Below are 23,131 nucleotides of genomic sequence, written 5' to 3'. Positions count from 1 at the left end.
TTCACAGGCCGGCCTCCTTGCGACGGAAAAGGCTGACGGCGAGCACCAGCATGGAGCCCTTCACGATGAACTGGTAGTAGGGAGAAACACCCGCGAGATTGAGCCCGTTGTTGAGAACGCCGATGATCAGCACGCCGGCGACCGTTCCGATCGGCCCGCCGATGCCGCCGGACAGCAAGGTGCCGCCGAGCGCTGCACCGAGCACGCTGTCGAGGCCGAGTGCTGTGCCGACATTGGGGTCGCCCGAGGCGAGGCGTCCCGTCAGATAGGCGCCGGCGCCGGCCGCCATCAGCGCGGAGAGCATGTAGGTCGAGATGCGGATGTGGTTCGCCTCGACGCCACTCATCCAGGTTGCCCGGGCATTTTGCCCGGTGGCGTAGAGGCGCACGCCATAGCTTGTGCCGTGAACCAGCCAGACGGTGCCGGCGATGCCGCCCAGTATCCAGAACAGGCCGGCCGGCAAACCAAGAATGGAACCTGATGCCGCCTGGACGAGCAGGGTGGGCGCGACACCACCCGGTGTCGGCCGCAAAATCAGTGCAAGGCCCTGCACGATCGAGCTGGAGGCCAGCGTCATGATGATGGGGTGGACGCGCAGGACGACGCATCCCCAGCCATTGACCAGACCGACGGTGAGTGCGGCAAGAAGGGCGAGCGGGATCTTGACCGGGTCGGCAAGATCGAGCGTCAGGATCGCCGACGAGAGCGAGATGACGGCGCCGACCGACAGGTCGAAACCGGCACCCAGCAGGACGAAGGTCTGCCCGAGCGCGACGAGGAAGAGCGGTGCCAGCTGGCCGGCAAGGTTGGAAAGGTTCGTCTGCGAATAGAAGGTGGTCGGTACGGAGAGGGCGAGCAGGACGAGCATGGCCGCCAAAACACCGTAGGAAAGCGCAGCGCCCCGCTGGCGATACCAGAAGGCATCCTCACGGAAGCGGAAAAGGACGCCTGATGTTGCCGGCTCCGCTGGCTGGGTGCTCATGCCTCGTCTCCTTCCATGGCCGGCAGGGCGGCGCGCAGCAGTGCATCTTCGCTGGCGCCCCTTGCCTGCATTTCGGCGACGATCCGGCCGTCACGGATCACGAGCAGCCGGTCGCAGAGACCGATCAGCTCGGGAAGCTCCCGGGACGTGACGAGGATCGCACGACCCTCGCCGGCAAACTGGCGCAACTGGCGGTAGATTTCCCGTTTGGCACCGACATCAACCCCGCGCGTCGGCTCTTCGCAGAGCAACACGCGCGCGCCGGCCAACAGCCAGCGGCCGAGCACCACCTTTTGTTGATTTCCTCCGGAAAGATCGACGACAGGGGTCTTGGCATCGGGCGCCTTGACCGCGAGCTGCCGCATGACCTCGCCGACGCGCGCACCGAAATCCGGCAGCCAGGAGAACAGGCGGCGACGGGCGATGTCGGCCGTCGCCATGTTCGCGCCGATGTCGAGCGATAGGAAAAGGCCGTCGTCCTTGCGGCTTTCGGGCACGAAACCGAGGCCCGTAGCCATCCTGCGCCGCGCGGAATGGCCCTCGATGTTCTTGCCGCCAAGCGTCAGGGAACCGCGCTGGGCACGGTCAAAGCCCGCGACAAGGCGCATGAGTTCCTGTTGACCCTGGCCCTCAAGGCCCGCAATTCCAACGATCTCGCCTTCGCGGATATCGAGGAAAAGGGGAGACGGGAGCCCGTCGCCTGCAAGGCCTTCCGCCTTCAGCAGGCTGGCGCCCAGCGTTTCGGCGCGCGGTTCGAACAACTCCTCGATCGGGCGGCCGACCATGCCCTGGATGACGTCGTCCACCGTCGTCTCACCGGTCGCCACGCAGCGCACGAAGCGCCCGTCCTTCATGATCGTGATGTCGTCACACAGGGCGAAGATCTCGCTGAGGCGGTGCGAGATGTAGAAGACGACCTTACCGGCCGCCGTCAGCCGCCAGATCAGCTTGAACAGTGTGTCGACTTCATGCGTGGCGAGCGCCGCGGTCGGTTCATCGAAAATGAAGACCGATGCATCGGCCAGCACGCCCTTGGCGATCTCCACCATTTGTTGATGCCCGACGCTCAGGGCGCCGACCCGGCGGCGCGGATCGATTGGCAGGTCCAGTGACGCGAGGGCCGCCGCCGCCCGGCGATGGATTTCGGTGCTGCCCAGTTTGCGGCCGTTTTCCCGCTCGCGGCCGAGAAAGAGGTTTTCCGCGACCGAGAGGTTGGGCAGGAGAGAAAATTCCTGGAAGATGGTGGAGATACCGGCCTTCTGCGCGTCGCGCGGATGACCGAACGCCACGGCGGCACCGTTCAAACGGATCGATCCCGTGTCGGGCCGGTAGACGCCGGAAAGCAGCTTCATCAACGTCGATTTGCCGGCGCCGTTCTCGCCCATCACGGCATGGACCTTGCCGGCAAACCCGCGCAACTGCATCTGGCGCAGCGCGTGTACCGGTCCGAATGACTTGCTGAGGTTTTCGACCTCGATCAGGGGATGGGAAACTGCCGTCACGTCGGTTTTCGCGTTCTGCCTGTTTGCCGAGGTCGGACGGACCGGCCCAGGGGGCCGGACCGCGTCAACTCAATTGCCGTAGAGTTCCTTCAGCTTTTCATCCGGCAGGATGGAGCCGACCCAATAGGAATCGTTGAGGTCCGAGCGATAGAGCGTGTCGAGATCCTTGGCGGTGTAAGGTTCGGCGATCACCTTGTACTGGGTGTAGATCTCCTGGCCGTTCAAAACGCCGACGGCGGCCGCGACGCCTTCGGCGACCATCCAGGTCGGGTTCTGTGGCGCAATGGAATCGAAACCGGCGGCCTGGTTTTCCTTCCAGGCGCCGAAGAAGCCGTTGTTGGCCTCTCCGGTCATCGGCACCAGAGGGCGGCCGAGCTCGTTGAAGACCTCGATGCAGGCCTGTGTCATGGCGCCACCCGAAGACCAGACGCCGTCGATCTGCGGATGGGCAAGGGCGAGGCTCTCGCATGCCTTTCGGCCCTGATCGTACGCCCATTGCGCGTAGACCTCACCAACCACCTCGATCTCCGGGTGGGTCTTGAGGGCTTCGGCAGCGCCGGCCCAGCGATCCGTATCGACGGAGATGCCGGCAATGCCGCGCAAGGCGATGACCTTGCCCTTGCCGCCCATGGCCTTCGCCAGGAACTCGCCACCGTCGCGGCCGAATTTCACCTGGTCGGCCAGGATGCGCACCGTCGCCTTTTCGGTCTGCGCGTCGGCGGCGACGATCACCACGACGACGCCGGCATCATAGGCCTTTTCGAGTACCGGTACGACAGCGACCGGCGATGTCGGATTGATGATGATGGCGTCCACGCCCTGCGCCAGCATGTCCTCGACATCGGCGACCTGCTTGGCCGGGTCGAAATTGGCATCGGTAACGATGTAGCTCTCGATCTCGGGCAAGCCGGCCGCACGCCATTTTGCTTCCTCCAGAAGCTGGACGACCCAGCTGTTGCCGGTAAAGACGTTGGAGAAGCCGATCTTGTACTTGCCGTCGCGGCGTGGCTCGTAGCGCGTCACGTCGACCGGTTTTGCACCGTCGGCCGGGCCGAGGCCCGAGTTCAGCTCGATCACGCTCTCGGCCCCAGCAGTCGAAGCGAGAAGTATGCCGGTCAGCACGGCGCAGATGGCAGGAAATCTCATGATCGTTCTCCCTCTTGTTGGCCGGTCGCGCCGTCTTCATGCGCTGCATTAACTTGGGGCGATCCGGTCTCGTTGGGGGAACTCTATCATTGCCACAAAGAATGTAAAGTTTTTCCTTTGTGGCTGTGTGTTCTGTATCATTATGTTTTTATTGTGTTTATTTTTTTGAAAATATTTTCATTGCCTGAAGTCGCCTGTCTGGCCGGACGCGAGGCCAGCCTTGATCTTTGCAAGGAGCCCGTCGCGATCCAGATCCGCAGACTGGCCGATATGGAAGGTGATGAGGCCGATGACGTAGTGATAGGCAAAGTGCGAGATCGAAGGCGTATAGATGTCGATTTCCTCGAAGACGGAGAGTTCGAGCAGGATGTCGGCCTTGCGCGACAGCGGCGTGTGCGGCGCGGTCAATCCGATGACCGCCGCGCCCTGCTGGCGGGCCATGTCGGCGGCTTCGAGTACCTCCTGTGAACGTCCGGTATGGGAAATGCAGATTGCCACATCCTCCGGTCCGACCAGGCTGGAGGCGATGCGCATGAAGTGCGGATCGGCGACATGGGTTGCTTCCAGCCCCAGCCGCATCAGTCGCATGGCGGTCTCGGCAGCGATCAGGCCCGAGACGGCGACGCCGAACGTGCGTATGCGCCGGGCAGAGCGAATGGCGCGGATGGCGTCGACCAGCGCTTCCGCATCGAGGCGGGTAAAGGTGGAGTTGAGAGCGGCGACGATCTGCTGGAGATAGAGATACTCCAGCCGGCCTTCCGCGATCTCGATCTCGTTCAGCGCCTGGACCGACTGGTGATAGTAGGGGCTCTGCGCGCTCTTGGCCTGCGCGATCGACAGTTTGAGTTCACGAAAGCCTTCGACCTCCAGGAGCCGGCTGAAGCGGGTAAGCGAAGAGGCCGAGACGCCGGCGGTTTCGGCTATCTCGGTGATTGAACCGCGCAGGAAAAAATCCGCATCTGCCAGGATCAGGTCGGCGATCCGCTTCTCCGCCTTCTTGAGGCCGGGATAGAGTTTGCTGATGCGGCTGAAGATATCGTTCATGGTTCATCACGCGATTCTGGAGCGATGAACTGGTATGAAGCACATCACTTCCCCGCGCAAACCTCGCGCACGGCGTCGGCCATGCTCTGAGTGAAGATTTCAAGCATCGCTTCACCCTTGGCGGCCGTTGCGAGCGTTGCATCGCCGAAGACGCCGCTTCGGCTGAGTTCCCCCATGGGACGTCCGCCCTGGAAGTAGCCGCGGTCACGATCGGGATATTCCCGTACGGCCTTTTCCATGTCGACCAGATTGGGTGCCACGGCGAGCATCAGCGAGGTTTCGAATTCGCAGGCATGGACGATGCCGTGCCAGGTCGGGCTTTCGCAGTGCTCGGCCATCACGGCAGTGAGGTTGGGGTAGAAAAGGCGCCAGACCTTGATGTCGGGGTGGTCCCACAGGCGCCGTGCGGCGTATTTCATGGTGGCGCTGTTGGCTTCGTGGCCGTTCACAAGGAAGACGTGGCGGACGCCGTGCCGGGCAAGGCTTTCGGCCGTCTGGCAGATCACATCCTCGAGCGTGCGTGCTTCCACCGTTACCGAACCCGGCGCATCGCGCCAGACCCAGGAATAGCCGAAAGGCATTGCCGGCATGACTGTCGCGCCCGTCGCCTCGGCGATGCGTGTGGCGAGCGCCTCGGCAAGGATGATGTCGACGCCAAGCGGCAGATGGTAGCCATGCTGCTCGGTGGCGCCTAGCGGCAGGATGACCGCGGGGAACTTGGCGATGCGCTCTGCAAAGGCATCGCGGCTGAGATATTTTGCTTCGACGGTCATGGGGTCTCGTATCGGCTTGAACGGTCAGAACTGGGCAAGCCAGCGCACCGGGTTCCTTTTGAAGATCGTTTCGATTGCCCCTTCGTCTATGCCCTCTTCCCGCATGCGCGGGATGAACGTCTTGGCGATGAAGGCAAAGCCCGGGCCGCCGCCGTAGCCGGCAAGATAGGAGGCCCGGCCCATGTCACCCGATATCATCAGGCGTTCGGTATGGCCGGCATCCAGCAGGGCCTTGATGCAGGCAATGCGGGTGCTGTCCGGGTGGTACTTTACCTTCGAGACGCCGTCGAACTGAACGGTCGCGCCGCGCCGGGCGATGGCTGCATGATAGTAGGGGTCGGGGTTGCGGTCGGAGTGGCCAACGACCACGCGCTCCAGCGCCACGCCCTCACTCTCAAGAATGTCGAGCATTTCGAGGCCCATCGTGCCGGCTTCGGTATGTAGCCATATCGGCGCGCCGGTTTCCTTGTGGGCGCGTGCGACGGCCCGCGTGGTCTTTTCCTCAAGCGGGTGGAGGAAGTTGTACGAGCCGCCGGACTTGAGGTGCCCTGCCTTGTGTGGGCCGCCATCCATGCCCTCCGACACGTCCCGGACCAGCTTGTCGGCGATCGCGTTGAGCGGGGTCGTTTCCACCCAGAGCGGAAAATAGGCGGCCTTGTTGAAGCCGCTGACGGCGACGACCGGTACACCGGCCTCGCGCGACATGCGCGCCATCGCCGCGGGGTTGCGCCCATAGTCGAGCGTTGTTGCCTCGACCAGCAGCGTGCCGCCGCTCTCCTTGAAGATGATGAGCTCGCGCAGCGAGCACTCATAACTGGAAAGCTCGAGATCCCGATCCTTCTGTATCGCGGGCGGATCGGTGATCAGGTGTTCGTGGCTGTAGACGAGGCCAAGACCATCGGTCCCGATATCTCCAAGCACTGTGCGGATTCTTCTCATGGGCATTCCTGATCAGGCGGGTGAGCGTGGGGCGCGATGGCTTTAGCTTAGCAGACGGATGGCATATTGCAATTATTTTCGTATATTCATTTTATTCGTGCCTATTCATTGAATTTGTGCAATTCTTTTTGTGAAAATGTTTTCCATATGGAGAGTGTAATGGCTTTCGTGCGGACCGTGGCTGGCGATATCAATCCGTCGGAGATGGGTGTGACCTATGCCCACGACCATATCTATTGCGTCCCGGCACTCTGGAAGGAGAAGGGTGATGCGGATCTGCTCCTCGACAGTCCGGAGGCGTCTCAGGCGGAGCTGGAGATCTTCGCCAGGGCAGGCGGGCGGACGATCTACGATGCGACGGCGATCGACTATGGCCGGGATGTGGGGACGGTGAAGCGCATTGCCGGGGCGGCGGGCGTGCAGGTGATCGCAACGGCAGGGTTCAACAAGGCGATCATGTGGCCGGCGCAGATGCCCGGCCAGGGCATGACCTACGCGCAGTGGATCGCATCGAAGAGCCGCACGGCACTCGCCGATCACGTCCGGCGCGAAGTCACCGAGGGCATGGATGGCACGGATATCAGGGGCGGCGTCGTCAAGTTCGGCACGGGCTACAACACGATGAGCGAGGCCGAGATCAAGGTGCTTCTTTCCGTGCTCGATGCGCACAAGGAAACCGGCGCGCCCATCCATTCGCACACGGAACTCGGCACGATGGCGCTCGAGCAACTCGACCTTCTCAAGCAGGAAGGGATCGACCCCACCCGCCTGACGATCGCCCATCTCGACCGTAATCCCGATCCCTGGCTGCATCGCAAGGTTGCCGAAACCGGCGCCTTCTTCAGCTTCGACGGCATTACCCGCGTCAAATACTATTCCGAAGACGTGCGCACGCGCTGCATCCTTGATCTTGTGCGGCGCGGGCACGAGGATCAGGTCATGGTCGGCGGCGATATCGCGCGGCGCACGATGTTTGCCAGCTATGGCGAAGGGGGGCTTGGCATGGGCTTCATCCTCGAAAAATGGGTGCCGCGTTTTGTCGAGGAGGCCGGTGAGGCGGGATTTGACGGCAAGGCTCTCATCCACAAGTTCATGGTCGCCAACCCGCAGCGGGCCTTCGCCTTCACGCTTTGATAGATCGTACAGCCCGGACGCCTGTCGCGACGCCGGGCTGGCTGCCGCCGCAGGCGCGAGGTTAGGGTGTTTCGGTGGCACCCTGTTGAGGGCCGCGCGAAACCTTGTGGGACAGCACGCTCTCAAGCAGTGCCTGGGCGCCAAGGACACAGTGACCTTTCTCCGCGCTCTCGGCAGGATTGTGGCTCAGGCCCTCCCGGCAGGGGATGAAGATCATTGCCGTGGGCGCAACGCGCGAGACATAGACGGCGTCATGGCCCGCGCCGGAAACGATATCGCGCGCGCTCGCGCCGATGCGCTTCACTGCCTGCCGAACCGTCGCTAGGCAACCGGCATCGAAATGCACGGCCGGGCTGTTCCACACCACGTCAGTCCGGGCCCGCTCCTGGCACTGGCTCCAAACAAGCTTTGCCACCTCGGCTTCCATCTGGTCGAGCCCGTCATCCGTCGGATGGCGCATATCGAGGCTGAGCGTCACCGTGCCGGGAATGACGTTTCGAGAGGGAGAGGCAATCGATAGCTGGCCTGTCGTTGCCATGCCTTTGAACCTGCGGGCGATCTCCTGTGCACCGAGGATGACCGCCGCGGCATCGGCAAGCGCATCGCATCGCATGTCCATCGGGGTCGAGCCGGCATGGGCTTCCCGGCCGGTGATGGCCAGGTCGTACCATCGCATTGCCTGGACGCCGGTCACGATGCCAATGTCGGTGGTATCCCGCTCCAGCAACGGCCCCTGCTCGATATGCAGCTCGAACATTGCTGCAAAGCGAGTTTCTCCCAAAGGGGCCTTGCCGCGATAACCGATTGCGTCGATGGCCTCGCCGAACGAAACGCCATCGGCATCCACGCGGCTGTCGGCAAACGTCTGGTCGAAGACGCCGGCATGAACGCCTGAGCCGAGCATGGCGGGCGCAAAACGTGCGCCTTCCTCGTTGGTCCAATTGACCAGCATCAGCGGATGTTCCGCTTCGTAGCCCGCGTCATGTAGCGTGCGGAGCACTTCCAGCCCTGCAAGCACGCCGAGAATCCCGTCGAACTTCCCTCCGGTCGGCTGCGTGTCGAGATGGCTGCCCATGGCTATTGGCAGCGCATTCCCATTGGTACCGGGCCGCAGTGCAAACATGTTGCCAACCGTATCGACCTTGACGCTGCAGCCGATGGCCTCGCATTGTTCCCAAAGCCAGTCGCGGACATTCCTGTCTGCCTCAGACAGCGTCAGCCGGCCGATACCGCCTCCCGCGATGGCGCCGAAGGCCGATGTCTCCATGATGGTTTGCCAGAGGCGTTCACCGTCGATCGTCAGATTGTGCATGCGTCGTCGTCTCGTGTTTCCTGTCCAGAGTACATGCCGTGGCGGTGAAACCGCCACGGCATCGGCGGTCCTAGAGCGCAATGCCGACGGACTTCACCTCGGTATAGAGGAGGATGGCTTCGTAGCCTTGTTCACGCCCCCAGCCGGACTGGTTGAAGCCGCCGAACGGAAGCGCGGGGTCGATGACATGGTGGGTGTTCACTCCCACCGTGCCCGCCTTCAGCTTCTTGGCGACCTTGTGGGCACGGCTGACATCGCGCGTGAAGACGCTGCCGGCCAATCCATAGATCGAGTTGTTGGCCTCCTTGACGATAGCGTCGATGCCGTCGTCATCGAAGGTGGCGACGACCAGAACCGGCCCGAAGATCTCCTCCTTGACGACGGACATATCGGGAGTGGTTTCCGTCAGGATGGTGGGTTCGAGGAAATATCCTTCCGTGCCAGCGCGTTTGCCGCCGCAATAGAGCTTCGCACCCTCGGCAAGGCCCGCCTTCACATAGGCGCTGACGCGGTCGAACTGTTCCTGGGAGACGAGCGGGCCGATCTGTGTCGTGGGGTCGAGGCCGACGCCGATCGACATGGATTCGGCAAAGGTCTTCAAGCCGCTCAGGATGGTATCGGCGATGTCCTTGTGCACATAAAGACGGGTTCCGGCCGTGCAGGTCTGGCCCATATTGTAGAAGATGCCATAGGCGATGGCGGGGATCGCGACAGCGGGATCGGCGTCGGCAAAGACGATCATCGGCGACTTTCCGCCGAGTTCGAGCGAGACCTTTTTCAAGTTGCCTTTGGCAGCGTCGAGGATCTTCTTGCCAACCTCCGTGGAACCGGTGAAGGCGATCTTGTCGACGTCGGGATGGGCGGCAAGTGCCGCGCCGGCAGTTTCGCCATAGCCTGTCACCACGTTGAAGACGCCGGCCGGGAAGCCGGCCTCTTCGACCAGTTCGGCAAGGCGCAGGGCCGTCAGCGGTGTCTGCTCGGCCGGCTTGAGGACGATCGTGCAGCCTGCAGCAAGCGCCGGCGCGACTTTCCAGACGGCCATCATGAAAGAGAAATTCCACGGCACGATCTGGCCGCAGACGCCCACCGGCTCCCGCAGCGTATAGGCATGGAACGGAGCACCGGCCGACAGCGGGATGGTCTGGCCGTAGATTTTCGTGCTCCAGCCGGCCATGTAACGCAGCAACTCGTAAGAAAAGGCAATGTCGCCGTTCCTGGCGTCCGTCACCGGCTTTCCATTGTCCAGCGCCTCGAGCTCCGCCAGTTCGTCCGCATGCCTTTCGACGAGATCACCAAGCGTCCAGACGAGCTTTCCGCGGTCGGCCGGTGTCATGTTTGCCCATGGGCCGTCATCGAACGCCTTGCGGGCGGCGGCAACGGCGCGGTCGATATCGGCGGCCTTGCCCTCCGGAACACGATCGAAGGCCTCGCCGGTCGCAGGGTCGATGATCTCTATGGTGCCGCCTTCGGCGGACGGAACCCATTTGCCGTCGATATAGAGCTTCTTTTCCTTCGCCACGAAGCGGGCGGCATCCGCGCCAAGGCGCCGGAGAGTTACGGGTGCGTTCATGGTGCTCTGTTCCCCTTGTCGATCTTCAGGCTTTGGCGGAAATTTCGTTGGCGGTGATCAGGATGACCTCGCCGTCGAGGATCGGCTTTGCGATGCCGAAGAAGCGGGCGACGACGTCGGAATTGTTATGCAGGTCCATCGCGGCGCGATCGTTAAAGCGCTCGTATGTGGCAAACAGGCAGGGGTCCTGCGCATCCTGGGAAATATGGAAACCGATCGTGTTCGGCTCGTTGGCGCGCACATGCTCGGCAACTTCGAGCAGGGCCTGGGCCATGGTCTGCTCGTAGCCCTTGCGGGCACGGATGACGGCGGTGATGGTGATCATGGTGACCTCGTTTCTGGGTGTTGAAGGGGATCAGGCGGGCAGGAAGTCACCCGCCAGATCGGCGTCGTGCAGTTTGGCAGGGTCGATCTCGCCGGAGAGCTGGCCGCGCTTGATGACGAGGACCCGGGTGGCAAGATCGCTGATGAAGTCGAGATTCTGCTCCACGAGCAGGATCGAAAGGTTGCGTGAGCGGGCGAGGGCCTTCAGCGTGTCCTTCATTTCCTCGATGATGGACGGCTGAATGCCTTCGGTCGGTTCGTCGAGCAGGATCAGCTTCGGATCGGCACAGAGGCAGCGGGCGAGGGCGAGAATCTGCTGCTCGCCACCGGAGAGCACCCCGCCGGCCCGCGACAGGATCGGCTTCAGCCGTGGCAGTTCCTCGATGATCTGATCGATGATCGCCTTGGCCTGCCTCGGGCTCTGGTGGGCGGCGCCGACGCGCATGTTGTCCATCACCGAGAGCGCCGGGAATATCTGGCGTCCTTGCGGGACGTAGCCGATGCCGGCCTGGGAACGGGCGGCGGGAGAGGCCTTGGTCACATCGTGGCCCGCAAGATGGATGCTGCCGCCGGTCGCGGCGATGTGCCCCATCAGCGTGCGCAGAAGCGTCGATTTGCCCATGCCATTGTGGCCGAGAATGCCGACGAATTCGCCCTGTGCGATCGAGAGGCTGATCCCGAAGAGGATCGGAATGCGGCCATAGCCGGACTGGAGATTTTTGACGGTCAGGAGATCAGGCATCATGTTTTTTCCCCAGATAGACATCCCGGACCGTCTGGTTCGCGAGGATGCTTTCCACATGGCCCTCCGCCAGGATGCGACCCTGATGGAAGACTGTGATCTGATCCGCGATCATGCGGATGAAGTGCATGTCATGCTCCACGACCACGACGGTATGGGTGCGGTTCAGGTCGCGGATGATGGAAGCAAGGCGCTCCACCTCGCCGTCGGTCATACCGGCTGCCGGTTCGTCGAGCAGCACGAGGTCCGGATCACTGGCGACAACCATGGCCAGTTCCACGAGTTGGCGTTGTCCATGGGCCATGCGACCGAGCACGTTGCCCCGCAGCGATGAAATGCCCACCCGCTCCATTACATCAGCGATCTTCTCTTCCCGGGCGGCGGTGTTGTGGACCGTGCGGAGGGCGAGCCACAGGTTTTCATGGGCGGTGAGACCGTCGAACAGACTGGGCACCTGGGTCTTCACCCCGATGCCGGCACGGGCGATCTCGTGCCGCTCCCTGCCGGCGATATCGTCGCTCTTGAAGAGGATGCGCCCTCGGGTTGGCTTGTAGGTGCCGGTAAGGCAGCGAAAGAAGGTGCTCTTGCCGGCGCCGTTGGGGCCGAGAAGACAACGCAGTTCGCCCTTCTTCAGGCGTAGATCCACGCCGTCGAGTGCCTTTACACCGCCGAAATGCATGGCGACGTCCTGCGCTTCGAGGAGATAGTCGCTCATCGTGTGGCCTCCCTGCGCATGTGCTCTTGGGACTTGCTGAAGGGGACACTGATGCGGGCAAGGAGCGCGGCGAGAGCAGGCTGGATGCCGCCCGGGACGAAGACCACGAAAACGATCAGCACCAGCCCGAGCACGATGTTTGGGTCTACAAAGCCGAGTTTGCCGAGCGCTGTCGCCGCGATTTGCAGGGCGAAGCAGGCTGCGACCGGGCCCAAGAGCGTGCCGAGGCCGCCGACCACCACCCAGATCAGCACCTGTGCGGCCATGGAGAGGCTGAACATGGTCGGACTGACGAAGACGGAGTTGGCAAACAGCAATCCGGCCAGCCCTGCAATGCCCGCGGAAACAACGAAGACGGCGAGCTTCAAGTGCTTGGCATTGTAGCCGAGCAGTTCGGCGCGCATCTCGTTTTCCCGCACGGCAATCACCGCGCGGCCGAAGCGGGTGGCGATCAGCCACTTGCAGAGGGCGTAGGTTGCAAACAGGGCGATGCAGGCGAGCACGAACATATTCGCAGGTGACAGTGGTGCGCCGGTAAACGGCATTGTCAGCAGCGGCGTGTTGGGAATGCCGTTGAAGCCGCCGATCCGCGCCTCGCCGATCCGCCAGACGTCACCACCGGTGCTGTTGACTAGCTTGAACAGAATGAGCGTGACGGTAAGCGTAATGACGCCGAGATAGACATCGCTGAGGCGGCCATAGAACAGGAAGTAGCCGAGGCCGGCCGCGAAAAGGGCCGGGACCCCTATGGCGAAAGCTGCTGCAAGCGTCGTGTCGCCAAAGTTGATGGCGGCAATGGCATAGGCATAGGCGCCGAGGCCGAAGAACGCCGATTGGCCGAAGCAGAGGATGCCGCCATAGCCCCAGAGAAGCGCCAGGCTGAGCGCAAAGATGCCCATGGACATGTAGAGCGTGACGTTGATCAGTGTGTAGAGCGGCGCGACAGTGGGGAAAATGACGATCGCTGTCAGCATGGCGATGGCTGCGAGGGCGATATGCGTGCCGCTGGCCCGGCAGAATGTGGACAAGCTCATGGTGCCCCCCTGAAAATGCGGCCGGTGATGCCTGTCGGCAGGAGACGCAGGAAGATGGTGGCGGCAAGAAGCAGCGCCACGTCGCCGAGAACCGGTGTGGTGATGAAGGTGGACACCGTGTTGATGCTGCCGAGCAAGGTCGAGCTCAGCGCTGTGCCGGTGATGACGCTGGCTCCGCCGGTGATAACGGTGATGAAGGCCTTGGCGACATAGGCGACGCCCATGGTGGGCAACACGCCGGATATCGGGGCCAGCAATCCGCCTGCCAAACCGCTGAGGGCCGAGCCGATCGCGAAGGTGACGGCGTAGACCCGCGAGGGTTCGATGCCCAGGGACGAGGCCATTTCCCGGTTCTGCATGGTTGCCCGGGCAACCAGGCCGACGCGCGTGAAGCGCAACACTGCATAGCCTGCGGCAAAGATGACGAGGACGATGCCCGTCAGCACGAAATCATAGGCGCCCAGACTGTATTGGCCGATACGGAAACTGCCGACCGGGGCAGCGACGCCGACGACGCGATTGCCGAAGAAAGTGGTGGCAAGGCCGATAAGCAGCAGGCTCAGGCCCCAGCTTGCCAGCATGGTGTCGACCATGCGGCCATAAAGGCGGCGCATGATGAGGCGTTCGACCAGCACGCCGAGCAGGGCCACGCTCAGCGGCGCGACCACCAGCATAGCAAGCCAGATGTTGACGCCGGCCTGCACGCTGAAGATCGCTGCAAAACCGCCGAGCATGATGAACTCGCCATGGGCAAGGTTAATGACCCGCATCATGCCGAAGATGACGGCAAGCCCGACGCTGACAAGCGCGAGGTTGCCGACCGCTCCAGCGATCTGGAGTAGCACAACAAGAAAATAGTCCACTGGATTTGTCCCGGGTGGCTCCCGGTGCGCGGCCTGCCACGCGCCGGGAGGCAATGCGTCAGCGATTACTGGATGACGTATTGCTGGTTGTCGTTCGGGTTGGCGACCAGGTCGCAAACGGCAGCCGTGTCGGCCGGCGGCTGGTTCGCGAAGCTTTCGAGGATTTCGAAACTGTGGTTCTTGACCCGGCCAATATGGACGTCCGTGGCGCAATGGTGCGTCTTGGGATCGATCGTCGAGGGGCCGCCAGGCCCGTCAACCGTCGAACCATTCTCGATCGCCTCTATGACTGCCATGCGATCGAGGGTGTTGGCCTTCCTGACGCCGTTTGCCCAATGGTGGACGGCGTTGTAGGTCGCCGAGGCATGCTCGGTCACATAGGGCGCCTTGTCGCCGAACTTCTGGTGGTAGCGCTTCACGAACGCTTCGTTGGCTGGCGACTTTATCTCCTGGAAGTATCCGAAGGCGGCCATGACGCCGTCAGATTCCGCAGGCGTCAGGACGATGTGTTCGTTGCCGCCACCGAAAGATGTGGAGACGATCGGGATCTGGCCCGCCATCCCGGCCGCCGCCCACTGGCGGAAGAAGGCCATATGGTTGCCGCCCACAAGGAGCGTATAGATCACGTCAGGCTTCTCGCGCTGGATCTTCTGGATTGCCGCGCTGAAATCGGTGACGTCGAGCGGGAAGAATTCCGCAGCAATCACTTCTCCGCCGGCTTGCGTGGTGAAGTCGCGTACCCACTTGGCGGAAATCTGACCGTAGTTGTAGTCGGCAGCGAGCACATAGACCTTCTTGCCGAAGTTCTTGACGGCAAAGGGCATCAGCTGGCCGATGGTCTGCGAAGGGGTCGAGCCCGTCAAAAAGGTATTGCGGTCGCAGACGCCGCCCTCATAGAGCGGCGAGTAGAAGTAGAGCGTCTGGTACCGACCGAGGATCGGCCGGATGGCTTCGCGGGAGGCGCTGGTGATGCCGCCAAAGACGGTCGCAGCCTGCAGGCTCGTTGCCGCTTCCGTCGCGAACTGCGTGTAGAGCTGGATGTTGGACTGCGGATCGTATTTCTGGACCTTGATCTGGCGACCGAGCAGGCCGCCGGCCTCGTTCAGTTCGGCAACGGCAAGATCGAGGCAGGCGTCGATCGGCTGGCCGTAGATTTCGAGGCCGCCGGAAAGATCGTAGATGCTCGCAATCGTGATGTCATCAGCCGCGAAGCTGCGATTGACCCACGGTGCGGCCAAGGCGGCGGCCGTACCGCCGAGAAACAGGCGTCTGCTGATTTTCATGAGTTCACCCTCTTCTTAGTAGATCCGAATGGACGTACGAATTCGTTCCGGCAGACGGGTGTCTGCGGGGTCGGCCCGAACCGATGGGAACGGGCAGGCGGTCTTCGTGCGGTCAATAATATTTATATATTCAATATTTTCTTTTTCAAGTATTTTTTAACAGCAACGGTTTTCAAGCCGTGGCTTCCGGAAAGCCTGTTTCAAAACAGCAGGATATGAAGGATTGGAAAGGCGCCTTCGCAGGGACGTGCCTTCTGATCGCGGGCGAGGAACGTGCCTCCGATTGTCGAAACCGGAGAGGGGAGGTCAGATGGCGTCGAAGCTGCGAAGAATCTCGAACTCGGTGCCGTCGGCGCGGGCAAGGTAGGTCGGCCCGGAAACGACCCCGTTTCGGATCGTGGTCACGCCGCGGGGGCTTTCGAAGCTGAGGCCTTCGAAAGCCTGTGACAGAGCGTCGATTTCCAGTGATTGTGCGCGGGTGGCCAGGGCACCGAAGAAGCGCAAGCCCTCATAGCAGGCCTCGCTCAAGACACCTTGCACGGGCGCCGTCACGCCGAAGGCATCCCGGTAGCGCTTCAGGAAGGTGTCGTTCTCCGGTGTCTGCAGCGCGCTGAAGTAACCGGCGGCACAGAACAGGTTCTCGGTGTTGTCTGCGCCGATTGCCAGCAACGTGTTTTCCTCCACAGCACCCGAGAGACGGAGGATATGGCGGGACAGGCCGCGCTCGGCAAACATGCGGTTGAAGGGCACGCATTCCGAGCCGACTAAAGAGAGAAAGACGATATCAGGGTCCGCTGCCCCGATCAGGTCGATGAGGTGCGTCGTGTCGTCGCCAAGTCCGACATATTCCTCTCCGATGATCTCGCCGCCCCGCTGCAGGACGAAGTTGCGCACCCAGTTGTGTGAAGCCCGGGGCCAGACATAGTCGTTGCCGACGAGAAACCAACGCTGCGCGCCCTGGTGATCCATGAAATGGCTCACGGCGCCGGAAAACTGCCGTTCCGGCACCTCGCCGATGCTGAATACCCTCTCGCCCTCCGTACCGCCTTCAAAGAGTGGAGCGAAGACATAGGGTACCCGGTCGGCCAGGGCGCGGGCAAGTTCGACCCTTACTGAGGAGAGGTGGACGCCGACCAGTGCATTGGCGCCCTGGCGCTCGACAAGGTCGCGGGCACGCTCGACAACGGCTTGCGGGCTGCCGCCGGCATCGGCGGCCAGAAGCTCTATCTGTCGGCCGAGGATGCCGCCTTTCTCGTTGAGCTCGGCCGCGGCGAGAACGGCGCTGTACTGGCAGGATGGCCCCCAGATCGCATCCGCCCCCTGGAAGGGGACGAGCAACCCGATCCGGATAGGCTCTCGTTTGCGCGGTACGGACATGTTTTGGTGACCTGCGCGTTTGGAAAGCAGGGTCTGGCGTAAGGGAACCCGGCTTTGGCGCGAAGAGGCTGGGTTGCGCATCCAGATGCCGCTGGCCCCGCCGGCCAGAGCAGAATCGAACGTCACGGCGTTCTCCCTTTTATTCTACGCTCCACCCTGGACGACACGCTCCGCAACGGCGGATTGTGATTTTTTTGTTTTCGTTGGGCCCCGCCTATGCGGCGGGACTGAAGCACTATATATATAGTTTCCGATTAAACAATTGCTCATTAAAGAATCATGGCCGAACGCTCGCTCAACGAACATCTTTCGCATCTGCTCGCTCAGGCGAACCGGCACCTCAGCCGCCAGTTGACAGCCGAGGGCGTGTCGCTGGATCAGTGGCGGCTGATGAAGGTTCTGTCGGAGGCCGGTGGGCTGCCGATGGGCAAGCTTGCCGAGGAGCTGGCGCTTAATTTGCCGACGCTCACAAAGCTGGTGGATCGCATGGTGCAGGATGCGCTCGTCTATCGGGTTCCCGACCCCGCCGACCGGCGCAAGGTGCGAATGTTCCTTTCCGACAAGGGGGCCTCGATGCTTGCCTCGCAGAACAAGCGTGTCGAGGAGCATGAGGCGAAGGTCGAGGACAACTACGGCAGCGAGGATGCCCAGCGCCTGAAAATCATGCTGGAAAGCTTTATCAAGCAGATCGTATAACGCGCAGCATTCCCCCTGCGCGGCAGAAGACGGAACACGCGAAGGCCGGCTCCTGAGGGAACCGACCTCTGTTCGACGTATGGTTGACGCTCAGCGGGCCGGATTGGGACCAATGCGCTTGCCGTGGTGAGTACGTTCCTCGCCCTTGTGAACCATGGTGACGGCATAGTCGATACCCATGCCATAGGCACCGGAATGTTCCTTCACGATGGCGGTGACAGCGTCATAAGTCTTCTTGTGGGCCCAGTCGCGCTGCCATTCCAGGAGCACCTGCTGCCAGGTGACCGGGACGACACCGGCCTGGACCATGCGATCCATGGCATATTTGTGGGCATCCATCGATGTGCCGCCGGATGCATCGGCGACCATGTAGATTTCGTAGTCGGTGTCATGCAGGCAGGAGAGGGCGAAGGTGGTGTTGCACACTTCCGTCCACAGGCCGGAAACGATGATCTTCTTGCGGCCGGCCGCAGCGTTCCGAGCGAGCGCGTCACGGACGTTCTGGTCGTCCCAGGAATTCATCGAGGTTCGCTCGAGGATATCGTTTTCGGGGAAAACGGCGAGCAGCTCCGGATAGGTATGGCCGGAGAAGGAGTCCGTCTCGACGGTCGTGATGGTTGCCGGAATGCCGAAGGTCTTGGCCGCCTTGGCAAGCCCCACGACGTTGTTTTTCAGCGCCTGGCGGTCGATCGACTGAACGCCGAAAGCCATCTGCGGCTGCTGGTCGATGAAGATGATCTGGCTGTTTTCCGGGGTCAGGACTTCGAGTTTCCTGGACATGTCTGTCTCCTCTCTGGTTTGGGGGGAAGGGTTCCTCGCCCTTGCCCTTTCCGTTTTGCGTCGGTGTGTTTCGATAGAGACAAGGTAGCGGCATTGATTGTGTTGGAAAATTGCAATAATAATTCGCAATGAATTGCGATTAGAGAAATAATAGAGATGAATGACTACAAGGCCCTGCGCATCTTCTTGCTGGCTGCCGAGAAGCGAAATTTCGCCCAGGTGGCGCGGGAACTCAACATGGCGCCTGCCGCCATCACGCGCACCATCGCCGCGCTGGAAGAGGAGCTCGGTCTTCAGCTCTTCGTGCGGACGACGCGCCAGGTGTCCCTGACGACGGACGGCGCGATCTTCGCCGCGCAGATCCAGCCGGCGTTCCAGGCGCTCGAAACGGCGCGCAAGGACATCATGGATGCCCATAAGACGGACCAGGGACGGCTTCGCATCAGCGCACCGACATGGTTCGGTAAGGCCGTTCTGCCGCCGATCCTCTCCGGGTTTCGAAAGCTCTATCCGAAGATCAATTTCGAGATCTCCCTGGCCGATGGCTTCGTCAACATCCTCGACCAGGATTTCGATCTTGCCATCCGAATCTCCTCGGCGCCTTCCGACAAGTTCACGATCTGGCGAAAGGTCTGCGTCATCCCCCGCGTGCTCGTGGCAGCGCCCGACAGCCGGTTCGCCGCCATGGACCATCCCGGCGAACTGACGCCCGACGAGTGCCTCGCCTATAGCGGCGAAAGCCGTCGGGAAGCATGGGTGCTCTCGGACGGCAGCGCGAACATCGAGATTTCCGCCGGCCGAAGCTTCAGCGCGAACAATGGCGACGTCTTGGCCGACATGGCGGCGGAGGGCGCTGGCGTCACGCTGCTGCCGCGCTTTCACGTCGCAGCGCATCTGAAGGCCGGTCGGCTGGTGCACGTGTTGCCGCGCTGGTCGCCGCCCGAGCTGTGGCTGACCCTGTACTATCCCCCGTATCAGACGCTGCCGCCACGCATTGCCGCCTTCTCGAAATATTTCGAGCAGCACGTGCCTGCCTATATGTCGGCGCTGCAATAGGGGAGGCTTATGCCATCACGGCCTTGATCGATGGCTCCGTTTGCAGGGTGCGCGGGGGCGATCAGGATCGCCCCCGCGTGTTGCAATTGTCACGTCAACGGGGAACGATGCTTCAGGGCGCTTCACGGGCCTCACCCTTCCGCGCCAGCACGAAATCGTACTCCACCTCCCAGAACGGTCCGGCGAATTCATAGGCCTTCGCCCGCGGCGGGTCGTCCACGCGCCGAAATTCCGCGAGCAGGCTCTGCTTCACCCCGAAGACGGCATCCGAATTGATATAGGGGTCGTCCGGGTCGAAGATGTGGGTGATCAGCGTTTCGAAACCCTCGGCCTTGAGGATGTAGTGCAGGTGTGCCGGACGGTTGGGGTGGCGGCCGAGATGCTGGAGCATCCTGCCGACCGGGCCGTCATGCGGAATCGGGTAGAATTTCGGCTTGACGGCGCGGAACCAGTAGCGCCCGTCCTCACCCGTTCGGAAAACGCCGCGCAGGTTGAATTCCGGCTGGATGCCGAGCTGCTGGACGTCGTAGAACCCCTCGTCGTTGGCCTGCCAGACATCCAGCACCGCGCCCGCGATCGGCCGGCCGGCCGTGTCGAGGATGCGGCCCGAAATGACCATGTCCTCGCCCTTCTGGTCGAGGCAGATATTGGCGCCCATCGGCAGTTCCGGCGCATCCTGCACATGGAATGGCCCGAGCACCGTGCTTTCCGAAGCGCCGGAGGGTTTGCGGTTGTTGATGGCGTCGACCAGCATGGACACGCCGAGCGTATCGGAGAGCAGGATGAATTCCTGCCGCCATTCGTTGCACATCTGGCCGGTGCGGGTGAGGAAGAGGATCGCCTCCATCCACTCCTCCTGCGTCGGCTCGATCTCCTTGACGGCCTCGTGCAGCTTGCGCGTCACCACCTCCATGATCGCCTTCAGCCGCGCGTCCCTGGCGTTGCGGTTGCGGCCGGCGACGACCTCGACGGAGTTTTCCTCCGTGAAGAAACCCTTTTCATGCTCGTCCATCACGCGTCTCACTTTCCAAGAATGGCGGTCAGCACCCGGCTGAGGTCGCCGGCCGGATCAGCGGAATTTTCAGCATGCCGCCAGCAGACATGGTGGTCGGGGCGCACCAGCACCACGCCGCCGTCGCGCACCTCGCTGAGATTGGCCCAGTCGCCGGAAAAATCCTGCCATTGCTGGCGCGGGCCGATGGCATGGGCGGCGATCTCGATGCCGAGCGCCCGGCCGACTGTCCTTGCAGCCTCGATCCAGCCCTGCCCGCCGGGGCCGGTCAGGACGGTGAAGCGGCCATGGCCGGCAAGGTCGAGCGTCGAGACCTTTTTTCCGTCCTCGGAAAACAGCCAGGCATGGGGCAGGCGCGCGCCGGGCCAGGTGGTCTGCTGGAAATGCAGCTCCGGGTCCTTCACGAAGGCGGGTTCCGGCTGGCCGTCATTGACGACGGCGTCGGAGCGGTAACGCTGGTTCATCTCCACGCCATGGGCGTCGAACTCGTAGACCTTCGCGGCGATCGCCTTGCGGATAGCGGCCCGCTGCGCCTCGGCGGCGGGCGTGTCGTTGCAGCGGGCGTCCATGTTCTCCTGCATCTTCACGGGATCGACGGAATCCAGCAGGCCGAGCGCCTTGAAGATCGGGCCGAATTCCTCGATCGACTTGTTGGCGCGGGTGACGATCTGTTTTGCCACCGGCGCGCGCTCGGCCTGGTAGCTGTCGAGCAGTTTTGCGCCGGCCTGGCCCTTCAGCACATGGGCGAGCTTCCAGGCGAGGTTGAAGGCGTCCTGAATGGAGGTGTTGGAGCCGAGGCCGTTGGAGGGCGGATGGCGGTGGATGGCGTCGCCCATGCAGAAGACGCGGCCGTTCGAAAGCGTGGTGGCGTACATGTTGTTGACGGTCCAGGTCGAGACCGACTTGATCGTCACGTCGAGATCGGCGACGCCGACGAGATCGCGCACCACCTTCTTCGCATGGGCCTCGTCCACGGCGGGGGCAGGCTGGTTGATGTCGTAGCCCCAGACGATCAGCCATTCGTGCCAGGGGCGCACCATGCGCACCAGCCCCATGCCGATGCCGCCGACATCGGCGCCCGGCTGGAGGACCCAGTAGAGCACCGAGGGACGATGGGCGACATAACGCGACAGGTCGGCCTCGAAGAGGATGTTCATCGAGCCGGCGACGCCCATGCGGCCTTCGAAGGCAAGGCCCGCATGTTCCGCCACCTTGGAATTGCCACCATCCGCACCGACGAGATATTTCGAACGCACCGTGAACGTCTTGCCGGTCAGCCGGTCGAGACAGGTGGTGGTGACGCCCTCGCCGTCCTGCTCATGGCTGACATATTCGGTGGAAAGACGCGCCTGCGTGCCGCGCGAACAGGCGGTGCGGAAGAGCAGCGGCTCCATGAAGGTCTGCGGCAGGTCGTTCATCAGCGTCGGCGAGGAGAGCTGGTGCTCGGCGCGCGAGGTGGGGTGCATGCCCCAGCTCTTCATGCGGCCGATTTCTTCTCCCGCAAGCGCGGTGCAGAAGACGTTCTCGCCCATCAGCTCCTGCCCGGCGGCGAACATGTAGGCCTCGTCCTCCACGTCGCGGCCGAGATCGCGCAGCACTTCCATGGTGCGCTGGTTGGTGATGTGGGCGCGCGGCGTGTTGGCGAGCCAGCGGTAGCGGTTGATCACCATGTTCTCGACGCCGTAGCTGGAAAGCAGCGCCGCGGTGGCCGAGCCGGCGGGGCCGGTGCCGATGATCAGTACGTCCGTGGTGATGTCAGCCATGTGAGGTTCCTCCCTGATGGATGGCGGGGCCGCCGACGAGTTTGCGGCGGACCGGGAAAAGCTGGATGCCGGTGCGGTCGGAGAAGGCGCCCCAGAGACCGCGCGGCGCGAAGAGCATGACGAGGATGCCGGCAAGGCCGAGCATCAGGAGATACCAGGAGCCGTAATCGGCCATGAGGTTCTGCAACAGAAAGAACAGGATGACACCGAGGAGCGGCCCTTCGATGGTGCCGATGCCGCCGATGACGACGATGAAGATGACATAGGCCGTCCAGTCGGTGACGGAGAAGGCGGCGTCGGGCGAGATGCGGGCCTTCTGCACATAGATCAGCGCGCCGGCAAGGCCGGTGAGGAAGGCGGTGGCGAGATAGACCAGCGCCTTCATGCGCCGCGCATCGACGCCGACGGCGCGGGCGGCCTGCTCGTTGTCGCGCACGGCGGCAAGGCCGAGGCCCTGCTTGCTGCGCAGGAGACGGTAGATGAAACCGATGGTGGCGGCGGCAAGGATCAGCGCCAGCCAATAGGTGATGGCGTCGCTTGCCTGCGCAGGTTTCATGCCGAAGAAGTCGCGCAAGAGGGAGACGCCGGCCATGTCGCGCACCGCCTCGCGCGGCAGCGAGGTGCCGGTGCCGCCGCCGAGCGCCTTCCACTGGGCGAAGCTGAGGCGCACGACCTCCGCCACGACCCAGGTGCCGATGGCGAAATAGGGGCCGTAGAGGCGGAAGGTGAAGAAGGCGGTGGGAATGGCGAGGAGGACCGACAACAGCCCGGCGATCAGGATCGCCAGCAGCGGATCGACGCCGAGAAGGATGACTGTGCCGAACATGGCATAGGCGCCGAAGCCGACGAAAACCTGCTGGCCGACGGAGATCAGCCCGGCATAGCCGGCGAGCAGGTTCCAGCTCTGCGCCAGCACCAGCATGGTGAGAATGAAGAACAGGTCCTGCACCGCGCCGCGCGAGACGAGGAAGGGCGCGGCAAGGCCGAGCGCCAGCACGGCGGCGGCGAGAAGCAGCGAGACCGACGAGGCCTTGTTGCGGGTTTCGACCTTGAGGGAGGGGAGGGCGATGCTCATGAAAACACC

22 protein-coding genes are annotated in these 23,131 nt (G+C 62.7%); 3 read left to right on the top strand and 19 right to left on the bottom strand.

The window, feature by feature from the left end; all coding sequences use genetic code 11:
- Nucleotide 1: 1 nt before the first annotated feature.
- The 6 genes from EXZ48_RS18640 to EXZ48_RS18615 form a co-directional block, all read right to left on the bottom strand.
- On the bottom strand, nt 2–982 hold the full coding sequence (locus tag EXZ48_RS18640; protein WP_023513251.1) for an ABC transporter permease: 981 nt from the start codon (nt 980–982) through the stop codon (nt 2–4).
- Entirely contained in the window at nt 979–2,484 is a 1,506-nt protein-coding gene (locus EXZ48_RS18635) for a sugar ABC transporter ATP-binding protein (protein WP_023513250.1), read from the bottom strand. The genes EXZ48_RS18640 and EXZ48_RS18635 overlap by 4 nt, the downstream gene beginning before the upstream one ends.
- A gap of 69 nt (nt 2,485–2,553) precedes the next feature.
- Nucleotides 2,554–3,630: an ABC transporter substrate-binding protein gene (locus tag EXZ48_RS18630; protein ID WP_130517571.1), complete on the bottom strand. Its 1,077-nt coding sequence runs from the start codon at nt 3,628–3,630 to the stop codon at nt 2,554–2,556.
- A gap of 177 nt (nt 3,631–3,807) precedes the next feature.
- Complete coding sequence (locus EXZ48_RS18625) at nt 3,808–4,674, bottom strand: MurR/RpiR family transcriptional regulator (protein WP_023517521.1); 867 nt, start codon at nt 4,672–4,674, stop codon at nt 3,808–3,810.
- Nucleotides 4,675–4,718: 44 nt separating this feature from the next.
- Nucleotides 4,719–5,447 carry a creatininase family protein gene (locus EXZ48_RS18620; RefSeq protein WP_130517569.1) on the bottom strand — a complete coding sequence of 243 codons (729 nt, stop codon included), beginning with the start codon at nt 5,445–5,447 and terminating at the stop codon, nt 4,719–4,721.
- 24 nt (nt 5,448–5,471) lie between these two features.
- Nucleotides 5,472–6,386: a phosphotriesterase gene (locus EXZ48_RS18615; protein ID WP_023516392.1), complete on the bottom strand. Its 915-nt coding sequence runs from the start codon at nt 6,384–6,386 to the stop codon at nt 5,472–5,474.
- Nucleotides 6,387–6,545: 159 nt separating this feature from the next.
- On the opposite strand from EXZ48_RS18615, the gene EXZ48_RS18610 reads away from it, so the two are divergent.
- A complete protein-coding gene (locus tag EXZ48_RS18610; protein WP_130517567.1) occupies nt 6,546–7,520 on the top strand; it encodes a phosphotriesterase in 975 nt (324 codons plus the stop codon).
- Nucleotides 7,521–7,581: 61 nt separating this feature from the next.
- Here EXZ48_RS18610 and EXZ48_RS18605 read toward each other — a convergent pair whose 3' ends face one another.
- The 9 genes from EXZ48_RS18605 to EXZ48_RS18565 all read right to left on the bottom strand — a co-directional run bounded on the left by EXZ48_RS18605 (nt 7,582) and on the right by EXZ48_RS18565 (nt 16,740).
- The gene (locus tag EXZ48_RS18605) at nt 7,582–8,832 is read right to left on the bottom strand and encodes a M20 family metallo-hydrolase (protein WP_023513540.1); all 1,251 of its coding nucleotides are present in this window, start codon (nt 8,830–8,832) and stop codon (nt 7,582–7,584) included.
- A gap of 70 nt (nt 8,833–8,902) precedes the next feature.
- Entirely contained in the window at nt 8,903–10,402 is a 1,500-nt protein-coding gene (locus EXZ48_RS18600) for an aldehyde dehydrogenase family protein (RefSeq protein ID WP_130517565.1), read from the bottom strand.
- Between the two features lie 25 nt (nt 10,403–10,427).
- Nucleotides 10,428–10,727, bottom strand: a complete 300-nt coding sequence (locus EXZ48_RS18595; RefSeq protein ID WP_023513538.1) for a putative quinol monooxygenase — start codon at nt 10,725–10,727, stop codon at nt 10,428–10,430.
- Nucleotides 10,728–10,757: 30 nt separating this feature from the next.
- Entirely contained in the window at nt 10,758–11,468 is a 711-nt protein-coding gene (locus tag EXZ48_RS18590; protein WP_165909374.1) for an ABC transporter ATP-binding protein, read from the bottom strand.
- The gene (locus EXZ48_RS18585; RefSeq protein WP_024269888.1) at nt 11,461–12,183 is read right to left on the bottom strand and encodes an ABC transporter ATP-binding protein; all 723 of its coding nucleotides are present in this window, start codon (nt 12,181–12,183) and stop codon (nt 11,461–11,463) included. The genes EXZ48_RS18590 and EXZ48_RS18585 overlap by 8 nt, the downstream gene beginning before the upstream one ends.
- Nucleotides 12,180–13,217 (bottom strand): branched-chain amino acid ABC transporter permease, encoded by a 1,038-nt coding sequence (locus EXZ48_RS18580; RefSeq protein WP_130517551.1) that lies wholly within the window; start codon nt 13,215–13,217, stop codon nt 12,180–12,182. The genes EXZ48_RS18585 and EXZ48_RS18580 overlap by 4 nt, the downstream gene beginning before the upstream one ends.
- Nucleotides 13,214–14,080 carry a branched-chain amino acid ABC transporter permease gene (locus tag EXZ48_RS18575; RefSeq protein WP_023513739.1) on the bottom strand — a complete coding sequence of 289 codons (867 nt, stop codon included), beginning with the start codon at nt 14,078–14,080 and terminating at the stop codon, nt 13,214–13,216. Before EXZ48_RS18575 ends, EXZ48_RS18580 begins: the two co-directional genes overlap by 4 nt.
- 65 nt (nt 14,081–14,145) lie before the next feature.
- Entirely contained in the window at nt 14,146–15,363 is a 1,218-nt protein-coding gene (locus EXZ48_RS18570; RefSeq protein ID WP_130517549.1) for an ABC transporter substrate-binding protein, read from the bottom strand.
- A gap of 306 nt (nt 15,364–15,669) precedes the next feature.
- Nucleotides 15,670–16,740, bottom strand: a complete 1,071-nt coding sequence (locus tag EXZ48_RS18565) for a substrate-binding domain-containing protein (protein ID WP_245462190.1) — start codon at nt 16,738–16,740, stop codon at nt 15,670–15,672.
- Between the two features lie 279 nt (nt 16,741–17,019).
- Between EXZ48_RS18565 and EXZ48_RS18560 the strand changes: the two genes are divergently transcribed.
- Entirely contained in the window at nt 17,020–17,436 is a 417-nt protein-coding gene (locus EXZ48_RS18560) for a MarR family winged helix-turn-helix transcriptional regulator (protein WP_023516098.1), read from the top strand.
- A gap of 90 nt (nt 17,437–17,526) precedes the next feature.
- Here the strand turns inward: EXZ48_RS18560 and EXZ48_RS18555 are convergent, their stop codons facing one another.
- Complete coding sequence (locus EXZ48_RS18555; protein ID WP_023516099.1) at nt 17,527–18,216, bottom strand: hydrolase; 690 nt, start codon at nt 18,214–18,216, stop codon at nt 17,527–17,529.
- A gap of 156 nt (nt 18,217–18,372) precedes the next feature.
- Between EXZ48_RS18555 and EXZ48_RS18550 the strand changes: the two genes are divergently transcribed.
- The gene (locus tag EXZ48_RS18550) at nt 18,373–19,272 is read left to right on the top strand and encodes a LysR family transcriptional regulator (protein WP_023516979.1); all 900 of its coding nucleotides are present in this window, start codon (nt 18,373–18,375) and stop codon (nt 19,270–19,272) included.
- Nucleotides 19,273–19,384: 112 nt separating this feature from the next.
- On the opposite strand, the gene EXZ48_RS18545 is transcribed toward EXZ48_RS18550, so the two are convergent.
- The 3 genes from EXZ48_RS18545 to EXZ48_RS18535 are packed head-to-tail and all read right to left on the bottom strand — an operon-like array spanning nt 19,385 to nt 23,122.
- Nucleotides 19,385–20,284, bottom strand: coding sequence for an intradiol ring-cleavage dioxygenase (locus tag EXZ48_RS18545; RefSeq protein WP_023516978.1), 900 nt, complete (start codon nt 20,282–20,284; stop codon nt 19,385–19,387).
- Nucleotides 20,285–20,292: 8 nt separating this feature from the next.
- A complete protein-coding gene (locus tag EXZ48_RS18540; RefSeq protein WP_130517545.1) occupies nt 20,293–22,047 on the bottom strand; it encodes an FAD-dependent monooxygenase in 1,755 nt (584 codons plus the stop codon).
- On the bottom strand, nt 22,040–23,122 hold the full coding sequence (locus EXZ48_RS18535; RefSeq protein ID WP_130517543.1) for a branched-chain amino acid ABC transporter permease: 1,083 nt from the start codon (nt 23,120–23,122) through the stop codon (nt 22,040–22,042). The genes EXZ48_RS18540 and EXZ48_RS18535 overlap by 8 nt, the downstream gene beginning before the upstream one ends.
- Nucleotides 23,123–23,131 lie beyond the last annotated feature (9 nt).

The organism is Shinella sp. JR1-6, from assembly GCF_004284735.1.
Classification (GTDB): Bacteria; Pseudomonadota; Alphaproteobacteria; order Rhizobiales; family Rhizobiaceae; genus Shinella.
This window is presented reverse-complemented; position numbering and strand designations above follow the sequence as displayed.